Here is an 18,813-nt window from a genome sequence, read left to right as displayed (position 1 = left end):
CTGCAGGTAAAAAAATGGAACAGATGAAAAAATACATAGCAATTTTAGCAGTGGCCATATCGGTTATGGTCTCGTGCAGTGAAAAGAACAAGACAGCGAAAGCACCCGAACGCTCACCTGTTGCCGAGGGAATATTGGAACTCACCCCGGAGCAGGCCGGAAATGCCGGTATAGAGGTTGATACTCCCGAAGAGAAGGAGGTCAGTGGCATTGTAGACCTGCACGGTACGGTGGTTGTCCCTCCCCAGAGTAAGGTGAATGTTACCGTACCACTCGGAGGCTACATCAGAAAAACGAATGTCATGTCAGGAATGCAGGTGCAAAAAGGGCACGTACTTGCGGTTATAGAGGACATGCAGTATATCCAGTTACAACAGGATTACCTGACCGCAAAAGAGCAGTTTTACCTGGCCGATAAAGCATATACAAGACAGAAAGAACTCAATGCCAAGAAGGCGAGTAGTGACAAGCTTTTTGAGCAGGTAAGTACAGAACGGGAAACACAAAGGATATCCATGGCCTCACTGGGGCGAAAACTCGAACTGCTCGGTATAAACCCCGGAAGGCTGACCGCCGGTGGGATCATTAGTTCCCTGCCGATACGGTCTCCGGTGACGGGACTGGTGTCCAAGGTCAATGTCAATGTAGGGAAATATGTGTCTTCCACGGAAATGCTGTTTGAAGTGATCGATATGAAGGATGTCGTTTTTTCGCTTAATGCTTTCGAAAAAGATGTACCGTTTATAAAAGCCGGACAGCAAGTCGAAGTGTTCTCCAACAGTAGTCCCGATAAGAAATATGCGGCTAAGGTCCTGTACCTCAATCAGAGTCTGGACAACGACCGGGCAGCCGAGGTGATCTGTAAACCCGAGAACTATGATGATGCCTTGCTTCCGGGACTATTCCTGAATGCCGAGATCAGTATCGATAATAAGAAAGCCATGGTGTTATCCGTGGAGGGAGTGGTTAACTGGCAGGGAAAAAGTTATGTCTTTGAGTCAAAGGGTAACGACCAGTATGAAATGATCCCTGTAGAAACCGGTATAGAACATAACGGTCTGCGGGAGATCCGTTCGGAACGGTTATCACTCACTTCGAAGCTCGTGGTAAAAAATGCGTATACATTGCTGATGAAAGCGATGAACAGCGAAGAAGAATAAAACAGGCCGTCAAAAAAAGGTTTACACAGCGAGGGCGTCTAAAAAGTTTTTTCAACCCCCTGAGATTTGCGTATTTGAGATTTTTCTCGGATACCTACCCGAATAAAAATGAGGCTGCCTTGACTTTTTAGACAGCCTCTTTTTCATTAGCACCGGGTAGGAATCCGGAGCGCATACTTTACAGGAGCTGTAAATAAGGCTGATCTTCCTGATTTTTTTTATGCGGTTGAAAAAAAGCGTAACGTGATATAAAACTAAAATGTACTTTCGAATAAATTTTTAAAAATGAAGAGATATCTTTTACCTGCACTTCTGCTTATTGTCTCCAATATCTTTATGATCATAGCCTGGTACGGACATCTGAAGTTTTCGGAGTGGAAGTGGTTTTCCAAACTGGGGATGTTCAGTATAATCGTTATCAGCTGGGGCCTGGCCTTTTTTGAGTATTGTTTCCAGGTACCGGCCAATAAGATGGGATTTTCCGAAAACGGCGGGCCATACAGCTTATGGCAACTCAAGGTAATGCAGGAAGTTATTACGCTGGTGGTTTTTGCCGTTTTTTCCGTCATTGCGTTTAAAGGCGAAACCCTGCGCTGGAACCATTTTATAGGTGGCGTTTTCCTGGTACTGGCCGTATATTTTATCTTCAAAAAATAAAAGCCCGTTGCCTCGGTATCTTCGCTATTCTTTTATAACGAACGTATACGTACCGGGCCTTAGGGACATAGAGCATGACGACTCCGAATTTGGATCGGGGGCGATCCTGTTTCCGTCAAGGGTTACCTTTCGGCCGTTCAGTGTTACCCGGGCCGTACTTCCATTAGGAATACTACAGGTATATCGTATCGTATTTCCTTCTCTTTTCCACGAGGAAATAATGGTTCCGTAAGGACTTTCATGCCGGGCTTCGAAGTCCGGAAGGTCTTTTACGAAATGGGGTGACAGTATGATATTCCGGAACCCCGGTTCTTCCTCATCCGGGAAAATCCCACCCAGTCCGGTATAAAACCAGCCGCTGATGGCCCCGAACATGATATGGTTCCGGGAAAGGTCCGAAGCCGCGTGGATATCCCAGTTTTCATAGAGGGTAGTAGCCCCGTTTCTTATCCACCATCCCCAGGAAGGGAATGTCTCCTGTGTGGCTACCGTAAAGGCCAGATCGGCATAACCGTTCTGGCTGAGGGCTCCGAGTATGGTACGGGTTCCGAGCAGCCCCACATCGATATGATCGTCAGCCCGGTGCACCGCTTCCGCCAGCCTGTCTGCTACCTTCTGCCGTAGTGCATCGGGTACGACACCCCAGTACAGCGGGGCACTGAGTTCGGTCTGATAACCACTTCCGTAGATACCCGTTTCGGGGTCGAGATATTTGTCGTTAATCGCATTTTTAATACGCTCGGCGAGCGCAGAATATTTCTGGTGGTCTCTATCGTTTTTAAAATGTTTGGCCGCCATGGCAAGAATGTGCGCATCGATGTAGTAGTAGATCGAGGAAGTCAGTTCTTTGGGGGTTACGGATTTTACAGGCACCCAGTCTCCGAGTCCCCAGTCTGTCAGGCCGTTCTTATCGCTGATCGCAGTGATATGGTCTACGTATTTTTTTATCGGTTCGTACATGTCGCGCAAGATATGGTCATCACCGTAAAAACGATAGAGTTCCCAGGGGATAATAGCTATGGTACTGGTCCAGTCGGGGCCGTTACCCCAGTCGTAACCCCATCCGCCCCAGGTGGGGATGATAGCGGGGAGCACCCCGTCGGGTTGTTGTTCATCGCGATGATCTGCCATCCACTTTTCATAGACGGTTATGGCATCGAAGTTATAAAGGCCGGTCTGTATATTGATATGGGCATCACCGGTCCAGCCGTTTTTTTCGCGTTGCGGACAATCGGTAGGATAACCGAAGAGATTGGAGAGGTAAGAGGCATTGGTGGCTTCCCATATTTTGCGAACGAGGGTATCGGAAGTTCTGATCTCTCCTGCGGGGGCCACATCGGTATGCATAAAAATACCTGTAAGGCTGCCCGGTTCCAGTACTATGGGATGGTCGCTCTTTACCGCTACATATTGAAAGCCTTTGTAATTGAAACGCGGCGTAAAAACCTCCTCTCCGTTACCACGGAGTGTATAGATATCGGTCTGAAAAGGGTCGAGAGTATCTTTGGGCCTGTAGTGGACATCGATATTGGACAGGTCGATATGGCCCGTGCTGTCCAGTTGCTCCGCATGGGTTACCCATACCCGTGTGCCTTTCTCTCCCCGTACCCTGACCCTGGTAATCCCTGAAATATTCCGGCCCAGGTCGAAAATATAGGTTTTATCGTCCCGCTTATCCATACGTACCGGGGTTATTTCCAAAATATTTCTTACCGGGGGAAGAGCCTGTGCCGTGATCTTGTCTGACGGCGCGGCTACGGCTATGGCCGCATCCCAAGAAGCATCGTCAAATCCGGGGCGGTCCCAGCCGGGTTGTTCTTTACGGGCATCGTAGTGTTCTGCGGTATAAATACTATTAAATACTACAGGGCTGAGTGATGTTTTCCAGGAAGTATCGGTAGTGAGGGTCTCCGTACTGCCGTCCTCATAGGTCAGACGGATATTCAGGCAAAACCTCGGTCTGGCCCGCCAACCGGCCTTGTCAAAATCCCATACGGCAGTAGACTGGTGATTGTACCATCCGTTTCCGAGTAAGACACCGATGACTATATCTTCATCCCGGAACGAGGACGTAACATCGTAAGTGACATATAGGTTTCTCTTGTCGAACCTGGTATAGACCGGGTCGAGCAGGTGATCACCTGTTTTTTGGCCGTTGATGTACAATTCATAAAGCCCTCCGGCTGCGATATAGGCGCGTGCTTTTTTTACTTTTTTGGGCAGCCTGTATGCTTTGCGGAAATAAGGAGCCGGTTTGAGCGAAATATCCGTGGTATCCGTGATCCACTGTCCTTTCCAGCCGGAAGTGTCCATCATTCCCGTTTCAAAACCGGACACGGATAACACTCCGGGGACACCGTGATTATCGGTGATTTCCACTCCCCAGTAATATTTGGTAAAAGGTTGCAGGGGCTTGCCGTCATACACCGTATGGCATACCCCGTCCCGACTTGAGGTTTTCCAGTAATTTCCCTTACGCCGGGCTACATCGGCCGAGTCTGTACCTACATAAATAGTATAGGATTCCTGTAATACGGAACGCGCTCCCTGTGCTATTTGCCAGGTAAAACGCGGGTTCGGATTGTCTATACCCAGGGGAGTACTGAGATGTTCGGTACGAAGGTTCACCGGGCGGGCAGGCTCCTTATGGTTACAGGACAGTAATACCGGTACAAAAAGAAAAAAGAGGATATTCCTACGGAGATTCATGAGATCGGGTTTAACAGTGTTATATACTGCCCGGAGGCACACCCTGTAAATATACACAAAAACACGGGGGCGGAATATGGTAAAGACGGAAGATCTTTTTCTATAGCACAGGCGAGGTTTATGCCATGTAGGTATATATCATTCCGACAACGCCCAGCACAAGCCAGATGATCCCCCATATATTCAGCGGGATGTAATAGAGGTCGTGCTTCCTGTTCGTTTTTTGCTTCAGCAGTATCCCGGAGATCAGGGTCAATATCCCCGAAAAAATAATACTGCCCATCAGAAGTTTCCGGGAGGCATTACCGTCATTGCTAAAAAGAAGCAGGCCTGCGATTATGGAAAAAACAGGAATAAGAAGGGCTAATATACCCCATCCTCTGAAGATAATCATACGCTGATTTTCGGGTAAAAATAGAACTCCCGGGGGAGAAAACCATGATCTTTTCACGGATTTGCAGGGTATAGCGTCTAAAATAACGGTTTTCAGGGAGATTAATGTTTGTGGAGCGTGATGTTGGTATGCAACGCGATGATTTCCATAACGATATCGAAAAAGGTTTGACCCTGTCCGTTTTCGAGGGCTGTGAGTCTTTCCCGGATCAGGGTGGAGTTGAATTTTTCCGGATATCTGAGTTTTTCCCTGTACCAGGTAACGGTAGTGTCCATACCCAGCGCCAACCTGCTTTTGTCGAAATCATACCAGGTCAGTTTTACGGGTTCGTTCCCCGATATCTTCCCCGTACCTCCGTAGAGGATGTCATCGAGCGCATCGAGACTTTCGCCGATCTTCCAGTCTTCCCCGGCCATAAATACCCGGTTTATCTCCTCGTAAAAAGAAGGAATGTCGTGTATATGCCGCCCTTGTATATCTATGTTTTTGATGTGCACTCCGGTAGTGTATTTTTAAGGGCCAATTTATAAAAAAGTCTGCTTCCTAAAGTCCCGCTTTATATTCTCTTTAGAATTCACGGTTACATTTACACGGCGATCTTTATAAACGGGTGGTGCGGGGTGCGACCGAAAAAAACAAATATGAAAGGATTAAAATACGGTACCGGGAATTTCCTTTGGTTTCTTACGATCTGTATGGGGATGATGTATGTACAAACCCGGGCCCAGGGTAATGTTTTATCGGTTTCCGGGGCTATAGACAGGGACAGCACAGCACTAAAATTTAAGTATAAGGCAGTTGTAGTCCCGGCGGTTATGATAGGTTACGGACTCGTTGCTACCGAGAGTCATACACTCATGACTATCAACGGAGGGATCAAGGAAGAGATCAATGAACATATCGATGAGAAGTTTACCATAGACGATATTTCCCAGTATTCCCCGGCCCTTGCCGTTTACGGACTCAATCTTTCCGGAATTCACGGAAGGCATGATTTTAAAGACAGGACCGTAATACTCGCTACAGCCTATGCCATTATGGGGGCTTCCGTGTTTGGTCTGAAGACAGTAATGCGTGTTAAGAGACCCGATGGCACGACGCGTAATTCGTTTCCGTCCGGGCATACGGCGACGGCCTTTATGGGAGCGGAGTTTTTGTGGCAGGAGTATAAGTACAGGTCGGTATGGTATGGTATTGCCGGGTATGCCGTGGCTGCGGGTACCGGTTTCTTCCGGATTTACAATGACCGACACTGGTTCAGCGATGTTGTAGCGGGGGCGGGCATAGGCATACTAAGCACAAAAATAGCGTATTGGATACATCCGTTATTCCAAAAAAAAGCAGGTAAGGAGGTAGCGGAAGAAAAGAGGTACGACTCTACCTTTTTCCCTTTTTATAATGGCAGGGAAGCCGGAGTGGGAATTGTCATTCGGTTTTAGCGCAACAGGGAGCAGTTTTTCCGGTCCGGGTTTGCGGTCCCGGTCCTTGTATCAAAAAGAAATAGTAATTTTAGTGATATGAAAGTACTCATAGCAGAAGATGAATTGTCGCTTCGGGAGTCGGTTGCTGCATACTTGCGTAAAGAAGGGTATGTATGTGAGGTTGCAGCAGATTACGACGAAGCGTCTTACAGGCTTTCCCTGTACACATACGATATTGTCGTCCTCGATATCAATCTGGTAACAGGCAGTGGGATCGATGTGCTGAAAGCTTTGAAAGCAAGCGGAGAACACGGTACAGCGGTTGTCATCATCTCGGCAAACAATGCTCTCGACGATAAGCTGGAAGGGCTGGACCTCGGTGCCGATGATTACCTGACCAAACCCTTTCACCTGGCCGAACTGAATTCCCGGATGAGGGCTGTACTCCGGCGACGGAAATTTGACGGTGGACATGTCCTTAATTTTAATGAAATTTCGGTAGATACGGCAGCCAGGCAGGTTTGGGTGGAGGCAAAAGAAATTATCCTCACCAGGAAAGAATATGACCTGCTGCTCTTTTTTATGACCAATAAGAACAGGGTGCTTTCCAAAGAAATCATCGCCGAACACCTATGGGGGGATAACAGTGACCTGGCCGATAATTTCGATTTCATTTATGTACACGTCAATAACCTGAGAAAAAAAATGACCGGGGCCGGGGCAAAATATATCAGGACGGCTTATGGCAGCGGATATAAATTTATGGACGATTAGATGGATAAAGCCAGGAAAAAAACAGGACTTCTTCAAAAAACATCGCGAATTTTCGTCATGCTCAGTTTTTTACTGATGTGTTGCAGTACAGTAGTGCTTTACTTTTACGTACGGCATATATTGCAGCAGGAGATCGAAGAAGAGTTATATGCGATTACCGACCGTATTGAAACTTCGCTACAGCAAGGAGAAGCTCCTTATTCCATGCCTCCGGTGATCGAAGTAGTCGAAGCTGCCGCAACCGGACAAAAAATACTCCGGGATACCTTGCTTTACGACGATACCCAGGGCAAAATGGAACTGTTTCGCGAGCTTGTGAGTTTCAGGACCGCAGGAAACAGGACCTACCGGATCACCGTACGGGATTACGTACTGGAGTCCCAAAAGATACTGGCAGCTATAATTTTTTCGTATGTATTGATTATTGCCCTGGTATTTATACTCTTGTTTTACCTGAACAGGGCAGGGAACGCTTACCTTTGGCGGCCTTTTTTTGAGACTCTGGAAAAGATCGGGAATTTTTCACTTATTGATAAAGAACCGCTGAAACTGCAAGATCCGGATATACGCGAATTCAGTCAGCTCAACAAACAGGTTAAAACACTCACCGAGAAAGTACGGGACGATTACCGCAACCTGAAGCAATTTACGGAAGACGTATCGCACGAATTACAGACCCCGCTGAGCATTATACAGATGAAGGTGGACAATATCATTAATTCGGCCCCGTTAAGTGACGAACAGTATAAACAACTCACCTCCATACAGAAAGACATCAAGCGGGTTACCCAGATGAATAAAGGGCTCACCTTACTCACCAAAATAGAGAATAATCAGTTTAACCTTGTAAGAGAGATCGATCTTTCCGAAATGATACGCGATAAAATTGCGGATTTCGAAGGCCTTTCTAACGATAAGATTGAGCTGGTCTGCAGGGACACGCTCGTGGTGAAGATGGATTATCATCTCGCTGAAATATTGTGTAATAACCTTATATCCAACGCTATCAAACATTGCTCGGATACCGGGAACATTCGTGTGGAAACAACGTTTTTAACTTTAACGGTGATCAATCCCGGAGATCGGGCCATAGTGCATGCCGATCAGGTATTCGAGCGGTTTTACCGGGAGAATAACAGTGTCAGGTCTACCGGGCTGGGGCTGGCTATCGTAAAGAAAATATGCGACCTATATCAATTTGATATTGCATATGCATTTGTAAAAAATATGCATGTCTTCACCGTCACGGTCCCGGGAGATCCGGTACTCCTAAGTGTGAAAACCCCGAAGGCAAAACTTTAATTTTTCTTTAGATTCCTCTTCTACTTTTACAACCGAATTCTGAGTTTGTAAAGTATGAAACACTATTTTTTTACGGGCCGCTTTGCACTGTTGCGTGTCTTTGTCGTATTCTTCCTGTTACTTTCCTTTATCGTACGATGTAGTCTTCTGATATGGGACTTCCGGGAGACCGATACCGGGATCATCGATCTGTTCAGAATATTCGGTACCGGTCTGTTTTTTGATCTCGGCACGGTTTCTTTTTTCGCCGTACCCTACGCGTTGTACCTTATCCTGATGCCTGCAAAATGGACGGGAAGTCTGCCGGACCGGATCATGACCTATACGGGATTCGGCCTGGGCGTATTACTGCTTTACTTTTCTTTTTTTGCCGAATTTACCTTTTGGGACGAATTTCACAGGAGGTTTAATTTTATCGCGGTAGATTACCTCATTTACACCTACGAGGTGGTAAAGAATATTAACGAATCTTATCCCATACCGGTACTGATATGCGCTATGCTCATTCTTATGGCCTCCACGCTGTTTACGGTATATCGCTTTTCTGTTTTCCATCAGGTGTTTTTATCGGCCGATACCCTCGGGAAAAGAGCTATGAACGGGGCGCCATGGTTGGTATTGCTGTTGCTTTTTGGCATATTTGTTTCTAACGAAGATGCCGAATGGTCTTCGAACAGGTACGATAACGAGTTGTCCAAAGCGGGTATCTTTTCGTTCTTTGCTGCCTTTCGTAACAACGAACTCTCTTACCCGGAATTTTACCGGACGCTCCCCGAAAAACAGGCTTTTGAAGAAGTAGCAAACCGATATAAAGACCGGGACCGTATTACAGACGCCGGGAGTAACCCGGTTTACCGTTATATCAACCGTCCCGATAGCGCCAAGGCCCCACTAAAACCCAATGTTATTTTTATTTGCGTGGAAAGTCTCAGTGCCCGGTTTCTGGGGAGTTTCGGAAACCGGAAAAACCTGACCCCAAATCTGGATACACTCGCAGCCGAGGGTATACTTTTTACAAACCTGTACGCCACGGGAACGAGAACCGTAAGAGGCATGGAAGCCATAACGCTCTCCATCCCGCCGACACCCGGAAGGAGTATTGTAAAGAGGGCACATCATACGGATATGTTTACCATAGGAGAGGTCTTCAGGCAGCAGGGATATACCAGGCATTTTTTCTATGGAGGTGACGGGTATTTCGATAATATGAATGCTTTTTTCAGCGGAAACGGATTTGATATCGTAGACCGGGGACGCGGGTTTCTGATGGGGGACGGCATCCGTACAAACCGCACCAATATAAACGATGAAGAAGTAACTTTCGAAAATGCCTGGGGGGTTTGTGATGAGGATATTTTCAGGAAAGTGATACGGCAAGCCGATATACAGGAGGCACAGGGAAAGCCTTTTTTCGATTTTATCATGACGACTTCCAACCATAAACCTTATACCTATCCCGAAGGAAAAATAGATATCCCTTCCGGGACGGGCAGAGAAGGGGCCGTGAAATATACCGATTATGCCATAGGAGAATTCGTCAGAGAGGCCCGGAAGAAACCCTGGTTCGAACATACGGTCCTGGTGATTATGAGCGACCATTGTGCAAGCAGTGCAGGGCGTTGGGAACTGGATGTGGACAATTATCATATTCCGGCACTTATTTACAACCTTCCGGGAAGTACGCCCGCCAGACAGTCGGGCTTGTGTTCGCAGATCGATCTGTTCCCGACCTTGTTCGGATACCTCAACTGGTCGTACACCTCGTCATTTTTCGGGGAGGATATACATACTGTACCTTCGGGACAGGAGCGTGCTTTTGTGGGAAATTACAGAAAACTGGGATTGCTCAAAGGCGACCGGATTATGGTATTGGGCGACCGGAAAACGGCTAATTTTTATCGGTGGGACCCGCATACCGATGCCCTGCTGAAACAGGAGCCGGACCCGGATTTTCTACTGGAGACCATTTCGTTCTATCAGGTTGCCGAGTCGCTCTATACCGGAGGAAAACTCGATATGAAAAATCAGGAATAATGAAAAACATCCATTTTATAGTCAACCCGATAGCGGGCCGGGGAAACAACGGCCTGGACAATGCCTTGCTGGATACCTATTTTCCGGGGGATGCATATCTCGTGGTGGTGAAGTATTCGGAACGTAAAAAACATGCGATAGCCCTGGCAATAGCTTCCCTCAAAGAAGGGGCCTCGGTTATTGTGGCCTGCGGTGGAGACGGAACAGTAAATGAGGTGGCTTCGGTACTCGTAAATACTGATATCCCCCTCGGAATAATCCCCTTGGGGTCGGGAAACGGACTCGCTTCTCATTTGAGGATCCCGGCCGACCAGGCCCTGGCCCTGGACATTATAAAAAAGCAACTGTCCGCACGGATCGATGTGGGATGTTGTAACGGCGCCTATTTTTTCAGTAATACAGGAGTGGGTTTTGATGCAGAGGTCATACGGAATTATGAAGGAGCCGGTAGCCGTAAATTAACAGCCTATACCAAAGCCTGCATCAAGGCTTTTTTCGGCCGTGAGAAAGCGTGTCCTCTCGAAGTTTCCGTAGACGGCGGCAAGTATTACAAGGACCCTTATCTCATCTTTATATCCAACTCCAACGAAATGGGATATAGTTTCAGCCTTACCCCGGGAGCCTCGTTACAGGATGGTCTTCTCGATGTTCTTATAGTTCCCAATATGAATAAGATCAGGTTTTTATTGTTTGGCATATTGATGTTGTTCAAAAAACATGTAAGCCTGAAAGGTGTTGTCAATTATCAGACCCGGCAACTGAGGCTGAATCGAAATGATCACAGCTTTTTCGGTTTACAGATGGACGGAGAATACAAAATATTGCCCACCGGGGTTATTACCATAGAATTACTGCACGCCGCTCTGTCTGTGATTAGCGGATCGGTTTAGGAAGCCATGTCTTTTCCGGATGGATAGTCCGTTTTTCTGGTTTCCGGCTTTGCAACTATTGTATTGACCACAGGCGTGATGATGGTGCCCAATACATCAAGGATCCCGAAAACACCGAGGAACCGGTAGTATTCGTCTATGCGTCCGAAGTTATCTGTAATGGGAAGAATCAGCATGATACCTACGAGGATAATAAAGACTATAGTAATGAAGAGAAGGGACATCACAACATTGTTCACGGGTTTCAGGTGCAGGAGCAATGCGATATGAGCAAAGACGGTAGCCAAACCATCATAATCAGTACTCCCTTGTGTGGTCTATGTCGATCGTTTCCCACACGGCCAACAGGTTGAGCAGGTAGCCGCTTACCGCTGTTGCGATGCCGGCAAGTGCAAAAACGCGGTACCTTTCTTTTTCATATAAGGAGGAAACGCAGAGCCCGGACAGGCTGTACCCGATGAGTGCCAGGGTGGTTAACGTGATCTTCAATTCCATATTCCCGAAATCATCCGACAGCAATACATAGATACCCGTAGCAGCTCCTATACACAGTGCCGCGATGAGTATTACGAGAAAACGTTGTTCATAAGCAGTCTTTTGCATAAAAACAGAGGTAAGGCAGGACACTTACGAAAACTTTTACAGCCCTGTACTTTATTTTACAGTGCCAAAGTAACCGAAAAAGTATCAGGGGACCTGAAACAGTATCAAAAATACCGGGTTTCCCGTAGTCAGGGATATCGGAAAGTATAAGACACTTTGTTAGCAAAAAAATTGATATATTTATAAAATCATTTATCAGGCGTTGATAACCTTTAAAAATGTGCTCGATAACATATCGGGCTCTGCTACGGCGTTCAAGCCCGGAAATGGTACAAACACCAGGGGTATTCATTTACCTGAAATTATAACCGATAACCAAAACTTTTACTATGAGAAAAACAATTACGCTAAAAGTATTCTTTACATTTTTGTTGTGGTACGGAATTCACGAAGAGGCATTTTCACAAGCGGTTTATGACAGTATTTCCGGCCGCATCCGGAGCGAGTTACTGCTTACAGGGGCTGTGAGTTCGCTGGATGCCACTGTCAGCGACTACCTGAATACGGTTCAGGCCGATGGTTCCTGGACGGATATCGATTATCAGAGCGACGCACGGACCATGTGGCCCGCGAATGTGCATCTTGTCCGGTTAAAGGATATGGCGAGGGCCTATACCATTCCGGCGAGTAGTCATTACGGAAGCGGTACTTTGCATACCGCTATCGTCAATGCTCTGGATTTTTGGGATACCACCGATCCGCAGAGCGATAACTGGTGGTATAACCAGATTTCGAGTCCGCAGGGTCTGGGACAAATATTACTCTTGTTAAGAGCCGGGAGCACGCCCGTTCCTTCTGCGTTGGAAGCCGGTCTTATAGCACAGATGAACCGGGGTAACCCGGCTTCCTGGACCGGAGCAAACAAATTGGATATTGCGATACATTACCTCTACCGTGCCTGTCTGCTCGAAGATGATGACATCATGCAGGTAGCCATAGATGAAGCATTTTACCCGATTGTGCTGACCACCGGAGAAGGGCTTCAGCACGATAATTCCTATATGCAGCATGGTGCCCAGCTCATGATATCCAGTTACGGTTCGGTCTTTCTCGACGGGGAATACCGTATAGCCGACTGGGTACGGGATACGCCCTATGCGTTGTCCCCCCAAAAGAAACAATTGCTCTCCGGGTATTACAAGGACACGTATCTGCGCACTATCCGCGGAAGTTATATCGACTTCAGTACGGAAGGCCGGGGGATAAGTCGGCCGAACATACTTCGGAAAAGTGGCGAAAAAGGCCGTCTGGAGAGGGCTAAAAAAGTCGATCCTGCGAATAATGCCGCCTGGAATGCCGCTATTGCCAGAACATCCGGAGCCGCGGCCCCCGGTTATATGGTAGTCCCCTGGCATAAACATTTTTACAGGGGCGATTACACCGTACATCAAAGACCGGGCTATCTCTTTAATGTCCGTACGGTATCATCCCGGACCATCAGGACGGAGAGCGGTAATGAGGAAAATCTCAAAGGTGTTTTTCTGCCGGATGGCGCTACCAATATTCAGCGCAGAGGCGGAGAGTACTACAATATTATGCCTGTCTGGGAATGGGATAAGATTCCGGGTACGACTTCGGCAGCTTATACCGAGGTACCGCCTACGGCTACCTGGGGAGAAGCGGGAAGTACGGCTTTTGCAGGGGGTGTCACGGACAGTGTGTATGGCATCACGGCTTATCATCTGAACTTTAAGAATACCACAGCAAGAAAGGCCTGGTTTTTTCTCGATGATGCCGTAGTGTGTCTCGGAGCGGGAATCAACGGTTCCGGCACTGCCGATATTACCACGACGATCAATCAGTGCTGGCTCAGCGGCGATGTCCTGGTCTCCGGCACGGGGGGAAGCCCCGGGGTACAAACCTCGCAGACCGAGGTGTTTTATACCGATCCGCAATGGATACTGCACGATAGCATCGGCTATTTCATACCGGAGGGTGGGAACGTACGGGTCAGTAACCGTGAACAAAGCGGGAGCTGGTATGGCATCAACCATAGCTATCCGGACGATATGGTATCTGGAGATGTGTTTAAGATGTGGGTAGATCACGGCACGGCACCTTCCGATGCTACGTATGCTTATATCGTTGTTCCGGGGATGGCTTCCGGGGCAGATATGCAGTCGTACGACCTCTCGCGTATCCGTATCGTGGAGAACACACCGGCAGTGCAGGCGGTGAAATATGAAGATGCCGATATGATGCAGGTCGTTTTTTACCAGGCAGGAACGCTTTCGGACGGCGATGTCTCCCTCACTGTCGACCGTCCCTGTACGGTGATGCTGAAGGGATTGGAAGAAGAAGAGGTAAAGGTGTATATAGCCGATCCGGCTCAGCAGCAGAGTACCGTAACCCTTTTTGCAGACGTACCGGGTATACCAGGAACCCGGCAACTGGAATGTCCCCTTCCGGCTGCCCCCCACAGCGGTGCAACCGCATACGTTGTCATAGATGAAAACACGCCCGAAGCCGGGGAGATCCTTACCGGGCTGCCCATCATACAGGTTACGGCCAGTGCAGACGACGGGAATGTTCCCGCGAATACCATCGATGATAACCTGGGAACCCGTTGGTCCGCAGAAGGCGACGGCCAGTGGATACGTTTCGATCTCGGCACTGTACACACCATAACCGGGCTGGGGGTCGGCTGGTATCTCGGAGACCAGCGATCGTCTTCTTTTGATGTGGAGGTCTCGGCAGATGGCACCGGCTGGACGGATATCTATAGCGGAACATCGGCAGGAAATACGACTGCACAGGAAAATTATGACCTTCCGGATACTTCCGGAAGGTATGTGCGTATTATCGGGCATGGCAATTCCTCCAACGACTGGAACAGTATTACCGAGGTGGATATCTTCGGGTACATGGATATGGCGACGGCAACTTACGGAGCTGTAGGCGATGCTTTTGTGAGAGACGGGAGCTATGCAGATACCAATTACGGGGGAAATACAAGCCTTATACTTAAAAAGGACGGTACGGGATATTCGAGAGAAGTGTACCTGCAATTCGATCTGGACAGTGCACAACTCCCCGTAAGTAATGCAGTGCTCCGTTTGTATTGCAGTTACGGTAACACTACTGCCGAGAGTTCGCAATGGCAGCTGAGTCTCGTCCCGGATAACAGTTGGACGGAGAGCGGTATTACCTGGAACAACAAGCCGGCCGGAACGACCGTACTGGATACCCGTCCGGGTACGGCGACCCCGGGGTATACGGATTGGGATATCACCACGGCGGTGAATAGCCTGTCGTCGGGCGGATTGCTGTCGCTGGTACTGGTATCGACCGTTGGTGGGCAAACTACAGATGCCGGTTTTGTTTCCTCCGAAGCACTGTCTGCCGCGCAACATCCGGAGATTATCTGTACTTATGAAAGTCTTCCGGATACTTCTGCCAGGGTTTCTATGCTGCCGGAGGTGCAGGAGCTGCAGACGACGGAAGAAAACACCGTACTCTTCCCGAATCCGCTGTCTTTCGGAAAAGGCACGATCAGTTCGGATGTGATTATCCGGTCTGTTAAGGTCTACAGCAAGGACGGTCGGCTCGTTCAGCAGACGGATCGGCTGAATACGACCGGATATGAGCTGGATCTGACCGGTTTCGCCCCGGGATTCTATTTCGTGGTAATATCGGGAGATACGACCGAAGTCACAAAGAAGGTCGTAAAGCCTTAAAGAAGTATCCGAAGACCGTGCATCGTACTTTTACAGGAGATGTACGGTCTTCGTTTTTCCTGATCAACCGGGAAGATCCGGTGTTCCCGGTAACAAAAATCCTCGTGTATTCGCCCCTACATTAAAAATTAAAACCGAACGCCCTCTTCTATAATATTTCCAGGGATACTTCTTTTGATCTGTTGGGAACCCGGATGACCAGGCATCCGTTATGGGGCATGTCATAAGAGACCACCTTGCCATTCACCTTTACCTGGTATTTTCTATCTTCCTGCATGGTTACTATAACCGCAGAATACCCGTCTTTTTTTTCGGCCCGTATCAGTTTGGCATGCAGGGACGAATGATCGGGGGCAAACTTTTTTTCCCTGATCCAGAAGTCATAACCCGTAGTAATGATCCCTTTTTTATAATAGGCCGAAAACCAGTTGACCACCGGGCTGGAGAGTGCACCGAACTGATGCCATCCGGCTCCTCTGCCCGTATCGATGATAAAGTGCTCCATACAATTATAGGTAGCTTCGGTTTCGCGTTTCCAGGTCTCCAGTGCGGTTTTTGCTATCCGGTAAGCAAAATCTGCTTCTCCCATATCGAGCATTGCTTTAAAGAAAAACCATTGGTGGGGCATCCATACGGTACCGTTCCAGTAGCCGTCGTTACGGTAATAAGAAGCGGATTGGTCTACCGCGGACAGCCCGGCCTTACTCCACAGGTGTTGATCGCTGCGGAGTTTTTGAAGTAACTGTTCTTGCTGTTTTTCCGTACAAATCCCGGAGATGAGGGGAGAAGCCCCACCCAATCCCATATTGAGGTTCTCGCCTTCTGCTGTTTTTAATATTCCGGCAGGTGTATGGTGCTCCGTATGGGTTACATAACCGAAATAGCCGGAAGTTTCGTCCCATGAAAAAGATTGCAGGGCCCGGGAAAACCGTTGTATATCCCTGTCGTATGCTTTAACGTCTTTATCCAGCCCCAGGAGTATAGCAGCCTGTTTCATGATTTTGGCTGTACGTATGGCATGGGCCGTATTGATCACAGGAGATGTGGAGCTTTGCAATTTATTCTTATGCACAAACGCTTGCGGGGGATAATCGTCCCAGCCTCCGGAATTGTAAAAGTAGTCCCATGTTTTCAGCAATCCGGAATGCAGTATATCTGTTGTAGAACTACCTTCATGTCCGGCCAGGAAGTCGTGATATCTTTTTAACTGAGGATAGAAGGTTTTGAGAAATTCCAGGGATTGCGTCCGGTTCCAGATTTCCCGGTACAGATAATGCTGTACCGGAAGTGGGGTTCCGTGGTGTAAAAAAGCAGACGGATTGTCCGTATCCATCAGGTAGGCCCTGAGGTTATCTATAGCCTGTCCGGTATCCATGTCCAGGAGTCCCAGCCCTATAAAACCGGAATCCCAGGTGTACAGGCTGTCCCACCACCGTCCCGGGGTACGGTGCCTGATGTAACTTTTTTGGGTGTACACGGGGTAAACGACATTGGTGGCGATAGTAGCCCGCATGAGCTGATCGCCGAACAGGTAAGGTTTTCCATCCGGTAGCAAATTTGCGCTCCGGGTTTTCGACTTTAATTCCCGGTAATGTTGTTCCAGACGGTCCTTATCCCACTGCCCGGCCCGGAGCGCATTCGTCACCTCCTGCAGATTTCCGGTATACACCCGCCCGTAGAGGATCTTCCCGGAGCGGGGTTTAAGCAAGACAGGCTTCATAAATACGTTGGTGTAATGTCCTTTATTATCCCCGCGAAGTTTGGTGGCGACATGATTGTTCGTCGCTCTCCGGAAATACACATCGAGATCATTGTCCAATACTTCCCGAAGGACATAATCGTCATACGTCCAGTGTATCCCGTAATACTGATCGATGTCTTTATATTTGAGTATAACGGTATTTTTTACGGAGGGTATTATAATTTCCGGGGTGCTGTTCCATTGGTGGTCCCTGAATTTTAATTGTGCCCTACTTCCCTTGGGGACGATAGCAATGCCGTCCCACTGAATTTCTGCCCCTCCCAGGGATGTGATCGTCAAAGAAGTGTTTTTAACCCCCTTTTGGTGTAGGGGCACGGATAGCAATTCAAATGCTCCGGTACCTGTCATCGCTATGGTATCGTTTAATACTCCCGATAATACGACACGTACTTTTTCATCTTTCCCGATGCGGTACCTGAACACTACGTCGTTGTCCGGTACTTTTAGATCCGCGATTTCAAATCGTATTTTATCGCCTTTTGCCTTTCCAAAACCGTGGCCTATACCGCTTCCGGAGACCAGTCTGTTGGCCCTGATCTCACCTTTAAGCATACCGTTATAAACCAGGTTGTCCTGTGGTGTCTTCCGGGTAAAATGTATCTGGCTGTAGTCGGTAGCATCGATCCATACTCCCGCAGGAGGGAGGACAACCTCCGCATGGTACAGCGGGGTATCGGGCTGGTATTCCCGCAAAGAAGGAAAATGAACCGAAGCCATAAAATTCATGGTAAGATTCTGATCTATATCGGTATTATTGACCAATTCCATCCGGACCAGCCTGGAACTGTCATCGGAAATTTTCAGGTATGAGATATCCGCGTAGACCCTGTCTTTCCATTCCAGTTCATGACGGAACGAGAAAAAATCCAGGGCTGCCGTGGCTTCCCACGGGTGGTAGTTGGTCTCGAACATCACATTGGGCACTTCTACCTTACGCCGGTAAAAGCCCGGAAAAACACTCAGGTCAAAACGTACTCCCCGATCCGCATCGGGAATATGGGAAAGGCCGATGTAGTTTTTGGTATAAGGTCCCCATGGAGGAAGGTTCAGATCGTGCTGCCGGGAGAATGCCGGTATTGCGGTCTCTCCTCCGGATTGTGCGTGTAAGAGGACGGGGGCAAGCAGTAATATAACGGTTACAAGGAGTAGTGGTGTGGTTTTCATAGGAGGTGATCGTAGTTTAAGAGTTTCGGATTCCCGTGCTGATATCCGGTTTGGGTCACCGTAAAAAAACAGATTTCAGGACAAGTCCCCGACATCTGTTTTTCCTGTTTTTTCGCAAAATATATGTTTTTCTGTTTATTGGCATACGTTTTTTACGGGGATCTTACGCATCAATAAGGATATGACACGCCTGGTCGAAAAATGAACGTATTTGCCGAACAAAAAAAGGATAGGGGGAAGATAAATTTCCCGGTCCCTATCCTTTT

Annotated in this window: 14 protein-coding genes; 8 read left to right on the top strand and 6 right to left on the bottom strand. The window is 48.1% G+C overall.

What is annotated here, in order from left to right; genetic code table 11:
* Nucleotides 1-23: 23 nt before the first annotated feature.
* Nucleotides 24-1,160, top strand: a complete 1,137-nt coding sequence (locus BT112_RS12830; protein ID WP_072317844.1) for an efflux RND transporter periplasmic adaptor subunit — start codon at nt 24-26, stop codon at nt 1,158-1,160.
* A 285-nt stretch (nt 1,161-1,445) separates the two neighbouring features.
* A complete protein-coding gene (locus BT112_RS12825; protein ID WP_072317784.1) occupies nt 1,446-1,817 on the top strand; it encodes a DMT family protein in 372 nt (123 codons plus the stop codon).
* A 24-nt stretch (nt 1,818-1,841) separates the two neighbouring features.
* On the opposite strand, the gene BT112_RS12820 is transcribed toward BT112_RS12825, so the two are convergent.
* The 3 genes from BT112_RS12820 to BT112_RS12810 all read right to left on the bottom strand — a co-directional run bounded on the left by BT112_RS12820 (nt 1,842) and on the right by BT112_RS12810 (nt 5,417).
* Nucleotides 1,842-4,526 (bottom strand): alpha-L-rhamnosidase, encoded by a 2,685-nt coding sequence (locus tag BT112_RS12820; RefSeq protein WP_083564916.1) that lies wholly within the window; start codon nt 4,524-4,526, stop codon nt 1,842-1,844.
* A 118-nt stretch (nt 4,527-4,644) separates the two neighbouring features.
* Nucleotides 4,645-4,920 (bottom strand): hypothetical protein, encoded by a 276-nt coding sequence (locus BT112_RS12815; protein ID WP_072317783.1) that lies wholly within the window; start codon nt 4,918-4,920, stop codon nt 4,645-4,647.
* Between the two features lie 101 nt (nt 4,921-5,021).
* A complete protein-coding gene (locus tag BT112_RS12810; protein WP_245777040.1) occupies nt 5,022-5,417 on the bottom strand; it encodes a barstar family protein in 396 nt (131 codons plus the stop codon).
* Between the two features lie 144 nt (nt 5,418-5,561).
* Between BT112_RS12810 and BT112_RS12805 the strand changes: the two genes are divergently transcribed.
* The 5 genes from BT112_RS12805 (at nt 5,562) to BT112_RS12785 (ending at nt 11,341) form a co-directional block, all read left to right on the top strand.
* On the top strand, nt 5,562-6,359 hold the full coding sequence (locus BT112_RS12805; RefSeq protein ID WP_072317782.1) for a phosphatase PAP2 family protein: 798 nt from the start codon (nt 5,562-5,564) through the stop codon (nt 6,357-6,359).
* A gap of 78 nt (nt 6,360-6,437) precedes the next feature.
* Entirely contained in the window at nt 6,438-7,115 is a 678-nt protein-coding gene (locus tag BT112_RS12800; RefSeq protein ID WP_072317781.1) for a response regulator transcription factor, read from the top strand.
* Nucleotides 7,116-8,417, top strand: coding sequence for a sensor histidine kinase (locus BT112_RS12795; RefSeq protein ID WP_217652394.1), 1,302 nt, complete (start codon nt 7,116-7,118; stop codon nt 8,415-8,417).
* 54 nt (nt 8,418-8,471) lie between these two features.
* Nucleotides 8,472-10,451: an LTA synthase family protein gene (locus BT112_RS12790; RefSeq protein WP_072317780.1), complete on the top strand. Its 1,980-nt coding sequence runs from the start codon at nt 8,472-8,474 to the stop codon at nt 10,449-10,451.
* Nucleotides 10,451-11,341, top strand: a complete 891-nt coding sequence (locus BT112_RS12785) for a diacylglycerol/lipid kinase family protein (protein WP_072317779.1) — start codon at nt 10,451-10,453, stop codon at nt 11,339-11,341. Before BT112_RS12790 ends, BT112_RS12785 begins: the two co-directional genes overlap by 1 nt.
* Here BT112_RS12785 and BT112_RS12780 read toward each other — a convergent pair.
* Together BT112_RS12780 and BT112_RS12775 are read right to left on the bottom strand one after the other, a co-directional pair.
* Nucleotides 11,338-11,628, bottom strand: coding sequence for a hypothetical protein (locus BT112_RS12780; protein ID WP_139276186.1), 291 nt, complete (start codon nt 11,626-11,628; stop codon nt 11,338-11,340). The two genes, BT112_RS12785 and BT112_RS12780, sit on opposite strands and share 4 nt — an antisense overlap.
* 10 nt (nt 11,629-11,638) lie before the next feature.
* On the bottom strand, nt 11,639-11,944 hold the full coding sequence (locus tag BT112_RS12775; RefSeq protein WP_072317777.1) for a hypothetical protein: 306 nt from the start codon (nt 11,942-11,944) through the stop codon (nt 11,639-11,641).
* Between the two features lie 329 nt (nt 11,945-12,273).
* Between BT112_RS12775 and BT112_RS12770 the strand changes: the two genes are divergently transcribed.
* Nucleotides 12,274-15,621, top strand: coding sequence for a polysaccharide lyase family 8 super-sandwich domain-containing protein (locus BT112_RS12770; RefSeq protein WP_072317776.1), 3,348 nt, complete (start codon nt 12,274-12,276; stop codon nt 15,619-15,621).
* A 148-nt stretch (nt 15,622-15,769) separates the two neighbouring features.
* On the opposite strand, the gene BT112_RS12765 is transcribed toward BT112_RS12770, so the two are convergent.
* Nucleotides 15,770-18,547: an MGH1-like glycoside hydrolase domain-containing protein gene (locus tag BT112_RS12765; protein WP_072317775.1), complete on the bottom strand. Its 2,778-nt coding sequence runs from the start codon at nt 18,545-18,547 to the stop codon at nt 15,770-15,772.
* Nucleotides 18,548-18,813 lie beyond the last annotated feature (266 nt).

This window comes from Sinomicrobium oceani (assembly GCF_900119185.1).
GTDB classification, from domain to species: Bacteria; Bacteroidota; Bacteroidia; order Flavobacteriales; family Flavobacteriaceae; genus Sinomicrobium; species Sinomicrobium oceani.
Note: the sequence above shows the minus strand (reverse complement) of the source record. Positions and strands in the feature narration are given on the sequence as shown.

What these genes read in the sequence shown, in the direction of transcription:
- BT112_RS12815 (WP_072317783.1), bottom strand. Translation starts at nt 4,920, where the DNA reads ATGATTATCTTCAGAGGATGGGGTATATTAGCCCTTCTTATTCCTGTT.
- BT112_RS12825 (WP_072317784.1), top strand. Translation starts at nt 1,446, where the DNA reads ATGAAGAGATATCTTTTACCTGCACTTCTGCTTATTGTCTCCAATATC.
- BT112_RS12770 (WP_072317776.1), top strand. Translation starts at nt 12,274, where the DNA reads ATGAGAAAAACAATTACGCTAAAAGTATTCTTTACATTTTTGTTGTGG.
- BT112_RS12775 (WP_072317777.1), bottom strand. Translation starts at nt 11,944, where the DNA reads ATGCAAAAGACTGCTTATGAACAACGTTTTCTCGTAATACTCATCGCG.
- BT112_RS12800 (WP_072317781.1), top strand. Translation starts at nt 6,438, where the DNA reads ATGAAAGTACTCATAGCAGAAGATGAATTGTCGCTTCGGGAGTCGGTT.
- BT112_RS12830 (WP_072317844.1), top strand. Translation starts at nt 24, where the DNA reads ATGAAAAAATACATAGCAATTTTAGCAGTGGCCATATCGGTTATGGTC.
- BT112_RS12795 (WP_217652394.1), top strand. Translation starts at nt 7,116, where the DNA reads ATGGATAAAGCCAGGAAAAAAACAGGACTTCTTCAAAAAACATCGCGA.
- BT112_RS12805 (WP_072317782.1), top strand. Translation starts at nt 5,562, where the DNA reads ATGAAAGGATTAAAATACGGTACCGGGAATTTCCTTTGGTTTCTTACG.
- BT112_RS12765 (WP_072317775.1), bottom strand. Translation starts at nt 18,547, where the DNA reads ATGAAAACCACACCACTACTCCTTGTAACCGTTATATTACTGCTTGCC.
- BT112_RS12785 (WP_072317779.1), top strand. Translation starts at nt 10,451, where the DNA reads ATGAAAAACATCCATTTTATAGTCAACCCGATAGCGGGCCGGGGAAAC.
- BT112_RS12790 (WP_072317780.1), top strand. Translation starts at nt 8,472, where the DNA reads ATGAAACACTATTTTTTTACGGGCCGCTTTGCACTGTTGCGTGTCTTT.
- BT112_RS12820 (WP_083564916.1), bottom strand. Translation starts at nt 4,526, where the DNA reads ATGAATCTCCGTAGGAATATCCTCTTTTTTCTTTTTGTACCGGTATTA.